Source organism: Nocardia sp. NBC_01503 (genome assembly GCF_036327755.1).
Classification (GTDB): domain Bacteria; phylum Actinomycetota; class Actinomycetes; order Mycobacteriales; family Mycobacteriaceae; genus Nocardia.
Window position 1 is genome coordinate 744,434 of sequence record NZ_CP109596.1, and the last position, 15,834, is coordinate 760,267.

Here is a 15,834-nt window from a genome sequence, read left to right on the forward strand (position 1 = left end):
AAAATGGTTGGCGATCAGGACAGCTCGGAGTCGTTGCGCAGCCCCTGCTCCGGTTCGTTCGGTCCCTGATCCAATCGGAACGGCGGATACGCGTCGGTCATCAGACTCGCGTAGGCGTAAACCCGGATCGCCCAGCGATTGATACCGAGCACGAAATCGTAGAGCCCGCGCGGATATCGACCGGTGAATAGCAATCCGATCGCCGCCACGATGATCAGGATCGGCAGCAGTGTCATCTGGTACCGGCCGCCACCCAGCAACGCGGCCAGGATCAGATAGTGCGGAATCGCCAGCAGCCACCATTTGATCAGGACCAGCCAGCGGTTCAACTGTTCCGGATAGTCGACCTCCAGATCCGCCGGATAGTTCGGATCGGGTTGCAGGCCGAACGGTGGGTACCGATCGGTCCCCAGCACGGTGTAACCGTAGAACCGCACCCGCCAGGCCCAACGCTTCACGCCCACATTGAAATCGAAGAGCGCGCGCGGGAACTTGCCGGTGAACAGAATTGCGAAGAAGGCCACGATGGTGACGACGAAGTAGGCGATGTACAGGAAGATCAGCACGATCACGTGTGGAATCGCGAGAATCCACTTGACCAGCCACATCCAGCGGGACAACCCCGGATCGAGATCGCCGCGCACCCGGACGGGATAACCGGGAGCACTTGGTTGCATGATGCGACACCCCTCTCGAGCGTCGGCGACCGAAGGGTCGGCCGCCGGAAACAGCGGTGCTGCCGTTGTTCACCCCATTGTCTTCCCGGGGACGTCAAGATCACATCTGGTTCTCACCGATTGTGAGCATATTTGTAATAGCGCAAACCCGGTCGAGTTCCACCAGCCACACCGGTCACCGTTCGAATTGCGGCGACCGCCAGATTGTGCGACGTTGCTGATAATTCCCCGTGCGCTCGATCCGAGTCGGCACGGACGGCCGATGTTCAGGAGTGAGTGTGAATTTGCGTCCGGCACGTTTGTTGCCGCACGGTAACGTAATCCTCACGCCTGCATCGGAATTCCTGCGGCCACCCACAATTCGCGCGCGGCTGCGCCGTATTCTGCTGGTCGCGGTGGTGCTGGTGCTGGCGCTGCTGGCGGTCATCATCAATGGCGAGATCGGGCGCTACCGCGATACCGGAAGTGCCGCGCACGCGGTCGATCTCGCGCTCTCGGTGCAGGATCTGGTGCATGAACTGCAGCGCGAGCGCGGCCTCACCAATGGTCTGCTCGGCGGTGACGGATCGGTGCGGCCCGCGGTCGCGGCCGAACGACTCGCGGTGGATACCGCTCTGCGGCAATTGAATTCCGAGCTCGGCGAGAACGCCCCCGGCACGGACCAGGTGCGCGCCGCACTCGATCAGCTCTCCGGAATCAGCGCCAAACGCGGCGATGTGGATGCCAACCGCGTCGACCGATCGGCCTCGTTCACCTTCTACACCAGTGCGATTCTGGCCTTGAACCAAGCCCGGCCCGGGCTGGAGACCGCGCAGGACAGCAGACTCTGGCGCGGGATGCAGACGCTCTATGCCCTCGGCGATGTCAAGGAGCTCACCGGACAGCAGCGCGGCTTTCTCAATGGCGTCTTCGCCGCGGGCGGATTCGGCACCGGCGAGTACGTGCAGTTCCTCGATATCCGCGCCGGAAAACAATCCGCCATTACGGCTTTCGAACGCAATGCCACCTCCGAGGAGCGCTCCCAGCTCTATGCCGCCATGCGCACCGACGAATCGGTGCGCGCCGCCGAGGCCGAGGCGGTCGCCATCGGATCGATGCGCGGACCGCTGCTGGAGCAGGTGAATCCGGCCGACTGGTGGCGTGAGATGACCTCGGTCATCGACTCCGAGCGCGGGGTACAGCGCTTCGTCGGCGATGAGATCCACACCCGCGCGGCCGAACTGCGGCGGCACGCGGCCCTGGAGCTGGGCCTCTACGTACTGGCCGCACTGACCGCCATCTGCGCCATGGTGGCGGTGGTGGTCACCACCGCGCGCGCCATTGTGCGACCGCTGGCCGATCTCGCCGCCGAGGCGGACGCGGTGGCCGAACAGCGGCTGCCACAGCTCATCGCCGAATGGCAGGACAGCTCCGGCGGCGATCCGGCGCCACCCGAACCGGTCCGGGCCGATGCGGCGGCGGGGACCGAAATCCTCTCGGTGGCAAAGGCTTTGGATCGCGTCCAGGCCACCGCCTTCGAACTCGCCTCGGCGCAGGCGCGACTGCGCCGCAATACCACCGAATCGCTGTCGAATCTGGCCCGGCGCAATCAGAATCTGGTGCGCCGCCAACTCGGGTTGATCAGTGATTTCGAGCGCGAGGAGCTCGATCCCAAGGCGCTGTCCAATCTCTTCGAACTCGACCATCTGGCGACGCGCATGCGCCGCAATGCCGAGAGCCTGCTGGTGCTGGTCGGCGAGTCCAGTCCGCGCCGCTGGTCGCAGTCCATCGCACTCACCGATGTGATCCGGGCGGGCCTGTCCGAAGTGGACGACTACCGCCGCGTGGTCTTGCGCCGCGTGGATGACGCCGCCATCGCGGGCTCGGCGGTGAGCGAGCTCGCGCATATGCTCGCCGAGCTCATCGAGAACGGATTGTCCTTCAGCCCACCGGATCTCGAGGTGGAGATCTATGGCCGCCGCCAGGGTGGGCGGTACCTCATCGCCATTGTCGATCACGGTGTCGGCATGCCGCCGGACCAACTCGCCGTCGCCAACGCGCGCCTGCGCGGTGAGGCCGACTTCCTGGTCGCCCCCACCCGCTATCTCGGTCATTTCGTCGTCGGCCGACTCGCGAAGCGGCTGGGTATCGAGGTGGAACTGACCGTCTCACCCGTGAGCGGTGTGGTGGCCCGACTGTTCCTGCCCGAGGCCCTGCTCGGCGAACAGGCCCGGCCCGCCATTCCCGAACTCGGCACACTCGACGCCAAACACGCTGCCACGGCGGAGCTTCCGGCCGTCATGCCCGAACCCACGTACGGTCGCCACCGGCCCGCACTGCCCGCGCCCGCCGAACCCGCGGTGGCACCGGCCGACCGCGAGACCGATCGCAATGCCGAGATCGCCTTCACCACCGGGACGCTGAGCACCGCCGCGGTCATCGAGCCGGTGGACCCGCGCGGTCGATACGCCAATGGCGCACGAACGGTACCGACGGCCGGAAGCGCGGCCAAGCTCATACCCCTCGGCGAGGCCATCGATCGCGGTGGCGTGCCACCGATTCCGGCCGCGCCCGCCGCCGATACCGTTTCGAACGGGCCGACCTCACCGGATGACACTTCAGGTGTTACGGGTTCCGCCCCGCAGGTGCAACGCACACGAAACGGTCTCGTCAAGCGCAGCAGGAAGACTCGTGAGAATTCGGGTGCCACGCCGGGTGGCGCCCAACCCGCGCCGCCGTCCCCGCCCACCGCCCCGCATATCGATCGCACCCCGGATGAGGTGCGCAGCATGCTGGCCGGTTTCCGCGCCGGGCATCAGCGCGGCGAACGCGGTGTGCCACACGGTGATACGGGCGCATCATCCCGGCCCGGCACGAATACCCAGGAGGACCGCAGGTGACGACCCACTACCCCGAGACCGACCCGCACGCGTTCAATTGGCTGCTGGCCGATTTCGTGCGCGGCACCGACGGCGTCCGCGATGCCGTCGCCGTCTCCTCCGACGGCCTGCTCATGGCCATGTCCGAGGGGCTGGATCGAGCCGGGGCGGACCGACTCTCGGCGATTGTCTCCGGACTCACCAGCCTGGGCCGAAGTGCCTCGCGCAGTTACGATTTCGACGGCCTGCGCCTCATCATGATCGAGATGGGCCGCGGTTTCCTGCTGGTGTCGTCCATGACCAATGGCAGCTGCGTCGGCGTCATCGCCGACAGCAATGCCGATGTGGGCCTGGTCGGATATCAGATGGCCATTCTCGCCGAGCGCGCCGGGGCCCTGCTCACCCCCGCGCTCATTACCGAACTGCGGGAATCGCTGGGCCGATGAATGATTCGACCGGGGCCGACGAGGCCGACGCGCAGGTGGTGCGACCGTTCATGATGACCGCCGGACGCACCACGCCCCTGGTCGACGGGCTGCGCATCGAAACCCTGGTGCGGGCCACCCCCGCCGCGCTCTCGGCGCCACTGCGCTTCGAATTGGAGCGGGTGGTGCGGCTGTGCCAGCGGCCGTACTCCATTGCCGAGATCGGAGCCGCCCTGCGGGTACCGGTCGGCGTGGCGCGGGTACTGGTCAGCGATCTGGTCGCCGCCGGTCATGTGACGGTGAGCCAGGGCAGTGAATTGTCCATCTCCGCGATCGAAAGGATCCGGGATCTTGTTCGGGCACTCTGAGACACCCTCCCCCGCACCGCTCGCCTCCTCGGTGAAGATCGTGGTCAGCGGCGGATTCGGGGTCGGTAAGACCACACTCATCGGGGCCATCTCCGAGATCGAGCCACTCGCCACCGAGGCCGCCATGACCGAGGTCTCGGTCGGCATCGACAATCCGGGCCGCGATACCGGCACGACCACCACGACGGTGGCATTGGACTTCGGCCGCATCACCTTGGACCGATCCCTGGTGCTCTACCTCTTCGGCACGCCGGGGCAGGAACGCTTCGAATTCCTCTGGGACGACCTGCTGGACGGAGCTCTCGGCGGAGTGATTCTGGTCGACACCGATCGCGTCGAAGACTGCTACCCGGTCCTGGACTACTTCGAGCAGCGCCGCACGCCATTCGTGGTGGCGGTCAACCGATTCGAGACCGCACCGGCCTTCGCACTCGACGAGGTCCGCGAAGCCCTCGACATCAACCCGAGCATCCAACTGCTGGAATGCGATGCGCGCGACCGGGAATCGGTGAAGACCGTCCTCGTTGCCCTGCTGGAACAAATCCTCCAGTCGCGCCGCTCCCCCGCCCTCGCACGCTGACCCCGAACGGAAATCTGCGGCTTCGAGGCACCCCCACCCACCCACAAATCTGCCCCGAGTGCGCAAGCACTCGGGGCAGTGTCCCGAAAACCCTTCTGGGGATTAAGGTTTAGCGGCCGCCGAACGAACCGGTGAAGAGCGTGTCGAGGATGCCGCTGAACGCAGCGGAACCGGTGTTGAACAGGCCGTTGAGGGCAGCGGAACCGGTATCGATGATGACGGGAATCATAAGTTTTCAACCTCTCTGTTGGTCTCGCCGCCGTTCGGGATTTCCATCCGGCGACGTGACCCACCATTGCGGGGCTCCCTTACACAACCCTGGCCAGTAGCTGAGAGGTAGCTGAATTACGGTGTGTCGCCCGCCACACTAGCGGGGCGAGTGACCGTCCGCCGCATACAGGCTGACTTCGCCGTCCTCCCCCAGAAAGGCGTTGACCAGCATCGTTCCCGAGGAGTGCAGCTCCTCCTGCGTCGGCGCGGCGGTGGTGACCGAGATCTGCGGTACCGCAGCCCAGTTCACGACATAGCGCTCCGGCGGTCCGTCGTCATTGGACAGGTGCGCGAGGCGGAAGACGGACACCCGTCGGCGAACAATCAGAGTGCGCACGACTTCGGCGATTCGCTCCGGGTCTTCCAGCGCGAACATGAAACCGAAGCGCAGCTCCGGTGAGGACGCATATGCGGGCACAAATACCCAGGCTAACCGAGTACGCCACGCACCGCTTCCGGCGCGCCGCGCCGATAGCTATTCATAAGCTCGAGTAACGGGCTCGGCAGCACCGCGGGTGACGATCAGCCCACTTTCGCAGCACCCACGTGACCGAGTTGTAATGCTGTGTAACGATTCTCCGGCAGGTTCGCCGATCCAGCGCCGAATGGTTGCGCCCGTCCGACTATCGCGCTTTCCTGAATATGTCCCGTATTTCGGACAGTCTCCCCATCGCACCGTCGCGAATTTCCCGGTTTCTTCACCGTGCCGTTTGTGGTGGGCTGTGCGTCCCGGCATGCGGGCCTGCGCCGGAGCCGAGGGGAGCCCCTCCCCGAAACCTCCTCGGCTCTGGCGCATCCAAAACTGCACTGGCTAAGGGTGGGAAATATGGCAACCGAATACACCGGTACGGGGTACGGAGCCGAGCTTCCATCGCCGACAACGCTGCTGCGCGCCTTCCGGGAACCCGTCGCCACCCTCCTCTCCGACCCCGCCGCCGACCCGCGCCTCCGAGAGGTGCTGGAAGCGGCCCATGACCTGGTGCAATGCCATGAGCGACGACACCGCGCGCAGGAGGCGGCACACGCCGCCGGAGCCACGCCACGACGGGTGACCGACTGCGTTCAAACGGTTGAGGAGATCGACGCGCGCCGAACCGAACTGGTGGCCCGCATCGACGAATGGGTGGCGATCAATATCCCGCATCGCACCGGGGCCTCACTTCATACCGAGACCCTCGGCGCGGTGATCGACCGCATGGCAGCGAAATGGGTTGCGGCACAACAGGCTTTGGGAGTTCCGCCACCGGACACGGCGCCCCGGCTCAAACTCACCGAGGGACGCGGACGGCGACGCGGCAGTCCGCACCTGGGCGAGCCGCCCCGGCGCGCGGACAGCGAGGCGCACCTGCAGTGGTATCGCCTGGCCGAACTCGCCGACGGATACCGGGATCTCATCACCGAGGTGGCACAGCACCGCAGGCGCCTACCGGTGTGGTGAGAACCCGCTCACGATCAACCTCCCTATGCTGAAGGCCGGCTCCACTCCCGCACGGCCGTCCGAGCTTCCAGCATGGAGGAGGTACGACCTTGAGCGCACACGCCCCGGTCAGCGGCTCGACCGCCGGTCTCGGCCGATTCCACCGCACCCTGCGCACCCTCGCCGACGGTCGGCGGATCCGGTACTACGACACCGGACCCGTGCCGCGCACAGCCGTCGACACCCGTGAGCTGCCACCCGCCACCACACATTCACAGACCCGGTTCGACCCGCTGCTCGGGCAGTGGGTGGTGGTGGCCTCGCACCGGCAGGCCCGCACCTTCCTGCCGCCCGCGGACCTGTGCCCGCTCTGTCCGTCCACACCCGAACGGCCGACCGAGATCCCGGAGAGCGACTACCAGGTCGCGGTGTTCGACAACCGGTTTCCCTCGCTGTCCGGCCATCCCGCCGAGTTTCCTCCGACGGTGGATGGTTCACCGATCACCCTGCTGCGCAATGGTTTCGGACACTGCGAAGTGGTGTGCTTCACCAGCGATCACAACTCCTCGTTCGCTCAGCTCGACCCGGCACGGGCTCGACTGGTCCTGGATGCGTGGGCCGACCGCACCGCCGAACTCGGGGCGAAAGACGGTGTGGCACAGGTTTACTGCTTCGAGAACCACGGCGAGGAGATCGGGGTGACCCTCGCGCACCCGCACGGGCAGATCTACGCCTACCCGTTCGTGGCTCCGCGCGTCACGGCTATCACCCGCAACCTCGCCGAGTATCGGAAAGCACACGGCGGCAATCTCTTCGGTGACCTGCTCGAGACCGAACGCACCGCCCGGATTCGCGTGGTCGCGGAGAACTCCGAATGGACCGCGTTCGTACCGCCTTTCGCCCGCTGGCCGTACGAGGTCACGTTGCAACCGCGGCGCCGCACGGCGGATATCCCCGACCTGGACGACGCGCAACGCGATGGCTTCGCCGAGCTGTACCTCGATATCCTCGGCCGCTTCGCTCGCCGCTTCGACACACCCATGCCGTATATCGCCGCCTGGAACCAACCACCCACGCCCCGAGCCGAACTCCCCCGCGACGACTGGTGGCTGCACCTGCAGGTCTTCTCCTTCCGTCGCGCCGCGAACAAACTCAAATACCTCGCGGGCTCGGAATCCGGTATGGGGGTGTTCATCAGCGACACCCTGCCCGAGACCGTCGCGGCGGAGTTGCGGGAGCTGGCGTGACGCGGGATGTGGATCCCGGCCAAAAGCATGCCGGGATGACGAAGGGCGGCAGCGCCGAAACCGCGAAGGGCGACAGCGCCGAGCTGGGGCGCGATGGCGTGTGGGCCGCGCCGGGGCGGGTGAACATCATCGGGGAGCACACCGATTACAACGGCGGCTATATGCTGCCGATCGCCTTGCCACACACCGTATCCTGCGCGGTAACCCGGCGGGCGGACGAGACCGTGCGGGTATCGTCGCGACAACAGGACGGCGGGTGGGTCGCCGCGCCGATCGACGGATTGGACGATGCCTCGATCACCGGGTGGGCGCGGTATCCACTGGGCGTGGTGCGCGAGTTCCAGCGGCGGGGATATCGACTCCCGGGAGTGGATCTGGCGCTCGACGGCAATGTGCCCGCCGGGGCCGGACTCTCCTCCTCGGCGGCGGTGGAATGCGCTGTGGCGGTGGCACTTCGGGATCTGTTCGCACCGGGGATCGGCGATGACGAACTCGTCGATATCGCGCACACCGCGGAGAACGACTATGTCGGGGTACCCAGCGGGATTCTGGACCAGTCCGCCTCCATCCATTGCACGGCCGGTCATGCGCTCTTCCTCGATGCGAATACCGGTGCGCGCGAACAGGTTCCATTCGATCTGGCAGCCTCGGAGCTGGCACTGCTGGTGGTCGACACCAATGCGCCACACCAGCTGGTCGGCGGTGAGTACGCCGAACGCCGCACCCAATGTGAAAGGGCCGCAGCTGAACTCGGGGTGAAGCTGCTGCGCGAGATCACCGATCCCAGCGCCGTCGATCGACTGAGCGATCCGGTATTGCGCCGTCGCGCCCGGCACGTGGTCACCGAGAACGCGCGCGTGCTCGAGGTCGTCCAACTATTGTCGGCGGGTAGCGATCCGAGACTGATCGGCCCTACCCTCTCCGCGGCGCACGCCTCACTCCGCGACGACTTCGAGGTCTCCACCGAAGAACTCGACACTGCGGTCGAAATAGCCTGTGCCACAGGTGCGTATGGAGCTCGCATGGTCGGCGGCGGCTTCGGCGGCAGTATTATCGCCCTGGTCGACGCGGCAGCCGTGGCGGGTATCGCGGCCAATATCGACGACGGCTTCCTGCGCCACGCCTTCGCCCCGCCGCGCTCCTTCGTCGCAATCGCATCAGCGGGCGCACAACGAATCGGTTGAGCCATCCCCGTCATCCCGGCATGCTTTTGGCCGGGATCCACACCGGTCAACCGATCCCCAGCAGACACCAGGAGTGAATCGATGAGCGACGCGAATGTCGATCTGGCAGCGGGCGATGCGCGCATGAGCGTCGATACCGGAACCGGGCGGGTTACGTCCTTCCGAATCGGCGAGCACGAGGTACTCACTCCAGGAGCGCATTTCGGCGAATTCCCGATGGCCCCGTGGTGCGGGCGGATGCGGGACGGGGTACTCACCTGGCGCGGCACCGTCCACGAGTTTCCGCGCAATGACGGACCCCATGCCATTCACGGACTGGTACGTCAGCATCCGTGGGAGATTCGCGGCCACTCGGAGGCGAGCATCGTGCTGACGCAACGACTCGCACCGCCGTGGCCGTTCCCGGGCGAAGTCACCCGGTCGATCGAGCTCACGCCGGAGTCCGCGTCCTTCGGTATGACCGTCACAGCGGAGTCGGAACCCTTTCCGGCACAAGCCGGTTGGCATCCGTGGTTCGCCCGGCGCTTGAATACCGGCGGCGACCTGGAATTGGATTTCGAGCCCGCCTGGCAGGAGCATCGCGGCCCGGACCATCTGCCCGACGGCACCCGCATCCCGCCGCTGCCCGGCCCCCGGGACGACTGCTTCGGTATGCCCGATGGCGTGCGGGCCACGCTGACCTGGCCCGGGGCACTCGAACTGACGGTGACCAGTCCGCTGGAGTGGGTCGTCATCTACGACATGCCCGCGGACAGCGTCTGTGTCGAACCACAGTCCGGTCCGCCCGACGGCCTCAATACCCTGCCGCGGGCGGTCACCCCCGAGTCCCCGCTGCGCTGTGCGATGCGGTGGCGCTGGCGGAGCCTCGAGGGTGTCGAATAAGGATCAGTAGCGGTCGACGACCTCGGCGTCGATTACCGCGTCACCGGCGGCCGACGGCGTCGGCTTGACCGTATCTGCCTGCGCGACAGGGAATTCCGGCTCATCGTCGAAATCCTCGTCGGCCAGTGAATCGGCCCGGTTGGCGCGCGCGTCCTGCGCGGCCGCCGCGGCGGCCTCACGCATTTCGATGGCGTCGGTGATCCAGTCGCCGATCTCCTTGGTCACCTCCGCGACGGTCCCGGTGATGATCGAGGCGATCGCGCCGACGTGCCGTGCTCCGGACGACGTCAGTTCCTGGATCAGATCCTTATTGCTCTCGAATTTGGAGATCATTTACACGCCCACTTCGCTGTCCTGCCCCCGGCGCACCACGATAACACCGGCAGGTTGCGGCTTCCCGGCGAGCACGGGAGGCAGTGCGAGTTTGAAGAGCTTGGCCCAGACCGAACCGATCTGCTGGCTGAAGCTGCCGGTGTTGTACGGCAGACCGTGCTTCTCGCACAGCGCCTTCACCTCGGGCGCGATCTCCGGGTACCGGTTGGCGGGCAGATCCGGGAAGAGGTGGTGCTCGATCTGATGCGAGAGGTTGCCGCTCATGATGTGAAACAGGCGGCTGCCGTCGATATTGGCCGACCCCAGCATCTGACGTACATACCACTCACCCTGGGTCTCCTCGGCACAGTCCTCCTCGGAGAACGTCTGTACACCCGATGGAAAGTGACCGCAGAAGATGATCGAGAAGGTCCACAGGTTGCGCACGATATTGGCGGTGAAGTTACCGGCCAGCGTGGACAGGAACAGCGGCCCGGTCAGCGCCGGGAACACCACGTAATCCTTGAGCACCTGCCGACCGGCCTTGCGGATCTGGCCCTTGAGCAGTGCCTTCACATCCAGCCACTTACGCTTGCCCTGGACGATGTTCTCCACCTCCAGGTCGTGCCCCATCACGCCCCATTCGAACGCCAGCATGAGGAAGAACGCGTACACCGGATTGCCCAGCCGCAGCGGATTCCACGGCTGCGCCTCGTCCACGCGCAGGATGCCGTAGCCGATATCGCGGTCCATACCGTGGATGTTGGTGTACGTGTGGTGCATGTAGTTGTGCGAGTGCCGCCACTGATCGGACGGGCAGACCGTATCCCATTCGAAGACCCGCGAGTTCAGGCCGGGTTCACGCATCCAGTCGTACTGGCCGTGCATGACATTGTGGCCGATCTCCATATTGTCGAGAATCTTCGAGACCGACAGCGCGGCCACGCCCGCCAGCCAGAACGGCGGCAGGAAGCCCAGGTACATCAGGCCGCGGCCGGCGATCTCGAAACCGCGCTGCGCCTTGATGATCGAGTAGATGTATTCGCGATCCCGCTCGCCCAGATCGTCGGTGACGCGGGCGCGGATCTCATCGAGTGCCGCGCCGATCTCCTCGATCTGCTCGCGGCTCAGTACGACGGGACCTGCGGGTGTTTCGGTAAGCATCGCCATGATGTGCTCCCCTCAAATAGCGATGTCGACGTCCCCGACGGGGGCGTTGATACAGAGTTGGATGGGCTGGTCGGGGTCCGCGTCGACCTCGCCGGTTCGCAGGTTGCGGGTGCAACCGGTGCGTTTGACGGCCGTGCAGGTGAAGCAAATCCCCATGCGGCAGCCGTATTCGGGGGTGAGACCGGCGACTTCGGCCTGCTCGAGCAGGCTCGCGCCGGTGTTCTCGATGGTCTTCCCACTGCCGGAGAAAGTAATCTCGCCCTCGGCGGTGGCGGGATCGCCGGGCGCGACGGTGAGGACGAACTCCTCGCTGTGCAGCCGGTCGGCCAGCTGTTCGGCCTCGTAGACGGTGCGCACGGCCTTCATGAGTCCGGGCGGGCCGCAGAGGTAGGTCTGCGCGGACGCGAACCACGGCGCGAGGCGCTCCAGCTCGTCGTAGCTGAAATTCGCGTCGGTGCCGAGCTCGGGGTACAGCATTTCGACCCGGAAGTTGTTGTGCTGCAGGGCGAGCGCCTCCAGCTCGGTGCGATGCGGCACATACTCCGGTGAACGGTTGTAGTGCAGGAACAACACTTTGCCCGCATACCCTTCGGTGGCGAGCGTACGCAGCATGGACAGCGCGGGGGTGATGCCGCTGCCGCCGGTGATCAGCACGATCCGGTCCGGCCGCTGCTCCGGCAGATGGAAAATCCCTGCCGCGGGTGCGAGGTCGACCACCATGCCGGGAATCGCGTTCTCGTGCAGGTAGTTCGAGACCAGGCCGTGCGGATGCGCCTTGACGGTGAGTTCGATGTGCCTGTCGCGGCGGCGGTCACTGTTCACCGGTGAATAGCAACGGGTGTGGCGCACACCGTCGATGACCACGCCGATCTGTACGTACTGCCCCGCCACATGCCCCTGCCACTGCCGGGTCGGGCGCAGCGTGAGCGTCACCGAGCCGACCGCACTGCGGCGCACATGGGTGATCTCCGCGCGCATCTGGCGCAGCGTGAAGGTGGGCCGGACCAGCTCCAGGTAGCGGTCCAGCGGATGCGGGGTGGTCAGTTTCTCCACGAGGTCGATGAGTCCAACCATGCGGGCCTCCTGTCGCGTCGCCGGGCTGGGCGACGCCCTTCGCTTAAATGATGAGCACTCGATTTCGGTGCACATCTGTACACTGAACTAGTGTGCCGCGTAGAGGCCATCGAGTTCAACCGGCAGTTCGTGTGACCCACACGACATCTCGCGAATGGAACGAATGTGAACGAATGTATGCTCATCGACGTGAGCGAGCAGGCAGCAACCAGAGTCGAGCGCAAGGAACGCACTCGCGCGGCATTACTGGACGGCACCCTCGCATTGGCCGCCGACCGCGGCTTCGCAGCCCTGAGCCTGCGTGAGATCGCCCGCTCCGCGGGCATCGTCCCCACCGCCTTCTACCGGCACTTCACCTCCCTCGACGAGCTCGGCACCACCCTGGTCGAGGAGGGCGTCCGCCAACTTCGGCTGGCGCTGCGCGAAATGCGCCGCACCCCCGACGCCCGCCTCGCCGAGACCGTCCGCTTCGTCTTCGAACAGGTCGACAGCAAAACCGACCTCTGGGGTTTCCTGATCCGCGAACGCCACGGCGGTTCGGCGGCCCTGCGCGGCGCCATCGCCGTCGAAATGCAGCTCATCGTCCGCGAACTCGTGGTGGACCTGTCCCGGGTGCGCACCCTGGACCACTGGTCCCCCGAAGACCTCGAACTCGCCGCCGACCTCATAGTCGCCACGGTCGCCGACCGCATCGCCGACTATGTCGTAGCCACCCCGCGCGAACGCCCTCGCATCGTCGACCGGGTCGTCCTGCATGTGCGCCTCATCGCGCTCGGCATGGGCGCATGGGACCCGGACGCCGCTACCGCTTAGCGGTTCAGCGACCTCGGAGATCATCCGCCCGCACCGGGACCAGCGCGGCCAGGCCCAGCGCCAATACCAGGACAATGCCGATAATACCCGCGCGCTCCGAGCCGAATGCCCAGACGAAGAAACCGAAAAGGATAGGGGCCAGGAAGGATACGGCACGGCCGGTGGTGGCGTAGAGGCCGAACATCTGGCCTTCGCGGCCCGGCTTGGTGAGGCGCACCAGGAAGGTACGCGCCGAAGACTGTGCGGGGCCGACGAATACGGTGAGCAGCAGGCCGAAGATCCAGAACATGAGCGGGCCGGAGACCACCAGCAGGGCCAGGCCGCAGACGATCATCGCGGCGAGGGACACCACGATGACGGGTTTGGGGCCGATGCGGTCGTCGAAGCGGCCCGCGGTGATCGCACCAAGGGCGGCAACGACATTCGCGGCTATGCCGAAGAGCAGGACGTCGGAGTCGGCGATACCGTAGACGCGGACCGCCAGCACCGCGCCGAAGGTGAAGACACCCGCCAGGCCGTCGCGGAAGACGGCGCTGGCGAAGAGGAAGCCGACCGCGCGGCGGTCGTCGCGCCAGAGTTCACGGACATCGCGCCACAGGACGCGATAGGCGTCGGTGATTTTGCGGGTGTCCGCGCCGGGATCGGCGGTGGTGCGGGGTAATTCGGGGACGAAGAGGAACAGTGGAACCGCGAAGGCGGCGAACCAGACTGCCGCCACCAGGGCCACCAGGCGGATATTGAGACCGTCGTCGATGGGGACACCGAGTAGTCCGCGGTAGTCGCCCTTACCGGAGATGAAGCCGAAATAGACGATGAGCAGCAGCATGATGCCGCCGAAATAGCCCATGGCCCAGCCGAATCCGGAGACCCGGCCGACCGTGCCGGGCGTGGAGACCTGACGCAGCATCGAGTTGTACGGCACATGCGAGAGCTCGAAGGTCGCCGAACCGATACCGAGCAGCACCAGGCCCAGCCACAGGTAGTGGTAGTCCTTGTGCACGAAAAACATTGCGGCCATGAGCATTACGGTGATCGAGGTCAGCACGCCCAGCGACAGCTTGCGCTTGGCGGTGGCATCGAAGAACTGCCCGCTCACCGGGGCCGTCAACGCCACCACCAAACCCGCCAGCCCCAGTGCCCAGCCCAGCCAGGCGCTCGCCGACACTCCCCCGGGCAGATCCTCGCCCACCTTATCGGTCAGATACACCGAGAAGACGAAGGTCAGAATCACCGCGTTGAACGCGGCCCCGCCCCAATCCCACAGCCCCCAAGCCAGTACCGGCCCGCGCCCCGCAGCCGACCCGATCGTCTCCCGCCCGGAAACCTCAGCCATCCGCGCAGCTTAGGCGGAACGCACCGCGAGCCGATGCATTCCCGGCAAAGGCGCGCTCAGGCCGGAGCTCCCGAATGCGATTCGGCGAAATGCTCCAGCCAGGGCCGCTCCCGCTCCTCCACACTCATGGCGAGCAGCGCACGCAGCGCGGTCCAGCCGTCCTCGTCGGCCGGAGTCATGATCTGGACCCAGGCGCCCACGATCGACGGCAGCGACATGCTGGTCATGATCATGTCCACATCCTTGGTCACCAGATTGCGAATCGCCCTGGTGCGCCCCACCGGGAAGCCCACATCGTTGCGCGCCCACAATTCCGCGAACAAGGGACTGTCCGAACACATTTGATCGATGAAGTCCACCCACACCGGGTCGTGCAGATTCTTGACGTAGGCGGCGCGCAGGTAGCCGACCATCCGCCCCAGGTACTCCTTGTTCGCGGTATACGGATTACAGCACGCGGGCGTGAGGAACACCTTCCGCAGAATGTTCTTGGTCCCGACGAGGAAGCCGGGAAACAGCGCGGCGTAGGCGCCGTTGTGGGCGAGCACGTCATAGCGCGCGGAGCAGAGCACCGCGGGCAGCGGGTACAGATGATCCAGAATCATCTGTATTTCCTCCAGCACCGGCTCGGCCACGTGCAGTGTGGGAATCGCGGGCACATCGGCCAGTGCGTACAGGTGCGCGCGCTCCACCCCGTCCAGGCCCAGCGTGCGTGAAATGGCATCCAGCACCTGCACACTCACCTTGATATCGCGGCCCTGCTCCAGCCACGTGTACCAGGTGACCCCCACCCCCGAGAGCTGTGCGACCTCCTCGCGCCGCAACCCGGGCGTGCGCCGCCGCGATCCCACCGGCAGCCCCACCTCCTGCGGCGTGATCCGAGCCCGCCGCGACTTCAAGAACGCGGACAACTCCTCGCGCCGCGTCTTGCGCACGGCTCGCGCATCAGCCGCAACGGGATTCGCCCCATCCGTACCCGCGACCGGAGCGGATTCGGCGGTGAGCAATTCGGCGGGGCGGGACAACCCACTCCAGCGCGCGCCGATATCCGGTCCGAAGGCGATCGAGCCGGGCGGCTCGCGGTGCGACGGATCCGCGTCCGGGGTGGTGCGCTCGGCCGGGTCACCGTCCACCGGGTGACCGGTGGTCGTCGCGGTCGCGTTATTCCTGGCTGCGGAGTTCACCGTTCCATAGTGACCGCATTCGGCACCCGTATCCAGGTGG

Annotated in this window: 16 protein-coding genes; 9 read left to right on the forward strand and 7 right to left on the reverse strand. The window is 66.1% G+C overall.

Features of this window, described 5'->3' with window-relative positions; translation table 11 throughout:
* Positions 1-14: 14 nt before the first annotated feature.
* Positions 15-677: a DUF4389 domain-containing protein gene (locus tag OHB26_RS03425; protein WP_330182779.1), complete on the reverse strand. Its 663-nt coding sequence runs from the start codon at positions 675-677 to the stop codon at positions 15-17.
* Between the two features lie 278 nt (positions 678-955).
* On the opposite strand from OHB26_RS03425, the gene OHB26_RS03430 reads away from it, so the two are divergent.
* From OHB26_RS03430 to OHB26_RS03445, 4 genes are read left to right on the forward strand one after another with little or no spacing between them, the layout of a single operon-like run.
* The gene (locus OHB26_RS03430; RefSeq protein ID WP_330182780.1) at positions 956-3,556 is read left to right on the forward strand and encodes a sensor histidine kinase; all 2,601 of its coding nucleotides are present in this window, start codon (positions 956-958) and stop codon (positions 3,554-3,556) included.
* On the forward strand, positions 3,553-3,981 hold the full coding sequence (locus OHB26_RS03435) for a roadblock/LC7 domain-containing protein (RefSeq protein ID WP_330182781.1): 429 nt from the start codon (positions 3,553-3,555) through the stop codon (positions 3,979-3,981). The genes OHB26_RS03430 and OHB26_RS03435 overlap by 4 nt, the downstream gene beginning before the upstream one ends.
* Positions 3,978-4,328 (forward strand): DUF742 domain-containing protein, encoded by a 351-nt coding sequence (locus OHB26_RS03440; RefSeq protein ID WP_330182782.1) that lies wholly within the window; start codon positions 3,978-3,980, stop codon positions 4,326-4,328. The genes OHB26_RS03435 and OHB26_RS03440 overlap by 4 nt, the downstream gene beginning before the upstream one ends.
* Positions 4,309-4,908 carry a GTP-binding protein gene (locus tag OHB26_RS03445; protein WP_330185481.1) on the forward strand — a complete coding sequence of 200 codons (600 nt, stop codon included), beginning with the start codon at positions 4,309-4,311 and terminating at the stop codon, positions 4,906-4,908. The genes OHB26_RS03440 and OHB26_RS03445 overlap by 20 nt, the downstream gene beginning before the upstream one ends.
* A 367-nt stretch (positions 4,909-5,275) precedes the next feature.
* Here OHB26_RS03445 and OHB26_RS03450 read toward each other — a convergent pair whose 3' ends face one another.
* Positions 5,276-5,596: a hypothetical protein gene (locus OHB26_RS03450; RefSeq protein ID WP_330182783.1), complete on the reverse strand. Its 321-nt coding sequence runs from the start codon at positions 5,594-5,596 to the stop codon at positions 5,276-5,278.
* A gap of 408 nt (positions 5,597-6,004) precedes the next feature.
* On the opposite strand from OHB26_RS03450, the gene OHB26_RS03455 reads away from it, so the two are divergent.
* The 4 genes from OHB26_RS03455 (at position 6,005) to OHB26_RS03470 (ending at position 9,908) form a co-directional block, all read left to right on the forward strand.
* Positions 6,005-6,616 carry a DUF4254 domain-containing protein gene (locus OHB26_RS03455; protein WP_330182784.1) on the forward strand — a complete coding sequence of 204 codons (612 nt, stop codon included), beginning with the start codon at positions 6,005-6,007 and terminating at the stop codon, positions 6,614-6,616.
* Positions 6,617-6,765: 149 nt separating this feature from the next.
* The gene (gene galT / locus OHB26_RS03460; RefSeq protein WP_330185482.1) at positions 6,766-7,842 is read left to right on the forward strand and encodes a galactose-1-phosphate uridylyltransferase; all 1,077 of its coding nucleotides are present in this window, start codon (positions 6,766-6,768) and stop codon (positions 7,840-7,842) included.
* 35 nt (positions 7,843-7,877) lie between these two features.
* On the forward strand, positions 7,878-9,026 hold the full coding sequence (gene galK, locus OHB26_RS03465; protein WP_330185483.1) for a galactokinase: 1,149 nt from the start codon (positions 7,878-7,880) through the stop codon (positions 9,024-9,026).
* 81 nt (positions 9,027-9,107) lie between these two features.
* Positions 9,108-9,908, forward strand: coding sequence for an aldose epimerase family protein (locus tag OHB26_RS03470; RefSeq protein WP_330182785.1), 801 nt, complete (start codon positions 9,108-9,110; stop codon positions 9,906-9,908).
* Between the two features lie 3 nt (positions 9,909-9,911).
* Here OHB26_RS03470 and OHB26_RS03475 read toward each other — a convergent pair whose 3' ends face one another.
* Genes OHB26_RS03475 through OHB26_RS03485 form a run of 3 tightly spaced genes read right to left on the reverse strand, consistent with a single transcriptional unit; the run spans position 9,912 to position 12,464 of the window.
* Positions 9,912-10,241, reverse strand: coding sequence for a hypothetical protein (locus OHB26_RS03475; RefSeq protein WP_330182786.1), 330 nt, complete (start codon positions 10,239-10,241; stop codon positions 9,912-9,914).
* Positions 10,242-11,390, reverse strand: coding sequence for a fatty acid desaturase family protein (locus tag OHB26_RS03480; protein ID WP_330182787.1), 1,149 nt, complete (start codon positions 11,388-11,390; stop codon positions 10,242-10,244).
* Positions 11,391-11,402: 12 nt separating this feature from the next.
* Positions 11,403-12,464, reverse strand: a complete 1,062-nt coding sequence (locus OHB26_RS03485) for a ferredoxin reductase (RefSeq protein WP_330182788.1) — start codon at positions 12,462-12,464, stop codon at positions 11,403-11,405.
* Between the two features lie 177 nt (positions 12,465-12,641).
* Between OHB26_RS03485 and OHB26_RS03490 the strand changes: the two genes are divergently transcribed.
* Complete coding sequence (locus tag OHB26_RS03490) at positions 12,642-13,277, forward strand: TetR family transcriptional regulator (RefSeq protein WP_330185484.1); 636 nt, start codon at positions 12,642-12,644, stop codon at positions 13,275-13,277.
* A gap of 4 nt (positions 13,278-13,281) precedes the next feature.
* On the opposite strand, the gene OHB26_RS03495 is transcribed toward OHB26_RS03490, so the two are convergent.
* Complete coding sequence (locus tag OHB26_RS03495; protein ID WP_330182789.1) at positions 13,282-14,610, reverse strand: MFS transporter; 1,329 nt, start codon at positions 14,608-14,610, stop codon at positions 13,282-13,284.
* A 56-nt stretch (positions 14,611-14,666) separates the two neighbouring features.
* A complete protein-coding gene (locus OHB26_RS03500) occupies positions 14,667-15,794 on the reverse strand; it encodes a helix-turn-helix transcriptional regulator (RefSeq protein ID WP_330182790.1) in 1,128 nt (375 codons plus the stop codon).
* Positions 15,795-15,834 lie beyond the last annotated feature (40 nt).

Coding starts and splice junctions, on each gene's coding strand:
- OHB26_RS03475 (WP_330182786.1), bottom strand. CDS start 10,241: ATGATCTCCAAATTCGAGAGCAATAAGGATCTGATCCAGGAACTGACG.
- OHB26_RS03480 (WP_330182787.1), bottom strand. CDS start 11,390: ATGGCGATGCTTACCGAAACACCCGCAGGTCCCGTCGTACTGAGCCGC.
- OHB26_RS03455 (WP_330182784.1), top strand. CDS start 6,005: ATGGCAACCGAATACACCGGTACGGGGTACGGAGCCGAGCTTCCATCG.
- OHB26_RS03470 (WP_330182785.1), top strand. CDS start 9,108: ATGAGCGACGCGAATGTCGATCTGGCAGCGGGCGATGCGCGCATGAGC.
- OHB26_RS03495 (WP_330182789.1), bottom strand. CDS start 14,610: ATGGCTGAGGTTTCCGGGCGGGAGACGATCGGGTCGGCTGCGGGGCGC.
- galK (WP_330185483.1), top strand. CDS start 7,878: ATGACGAAGGGCGGCAGCGCCGAAACCGCGAAGGGCGACAGCGCCGAG.
- OHB26_RS03425 (WP_330182779.1), bottom strand. CDS start 677: ATGCAACCAAGTGCTCCCGGTTATCCCGTCCGGGTGCGCGGCGATCTC.
- OHB26_RS03485 (WP_330182788.1), bottom strand. CDS start 12,464: ATGGTTGGACTCATCGACCTCGTGGAGAAACTGACCACCCCGCATCCG.
- OHB26_RS03490 (WP_330185484.1), top strand. CDS start 12,642: ATGCTCATCGACGTGAGCGAGCAGGCAGCAACCAGAGTCGAGCGCAAG.
- OHB26_RS03440 (WP_330182782.1), top strand. CDS start 3,978: ATGAATGATTCGACCGGGGCCGACGAGGCCGACGCGCAGGTGGTGCGA.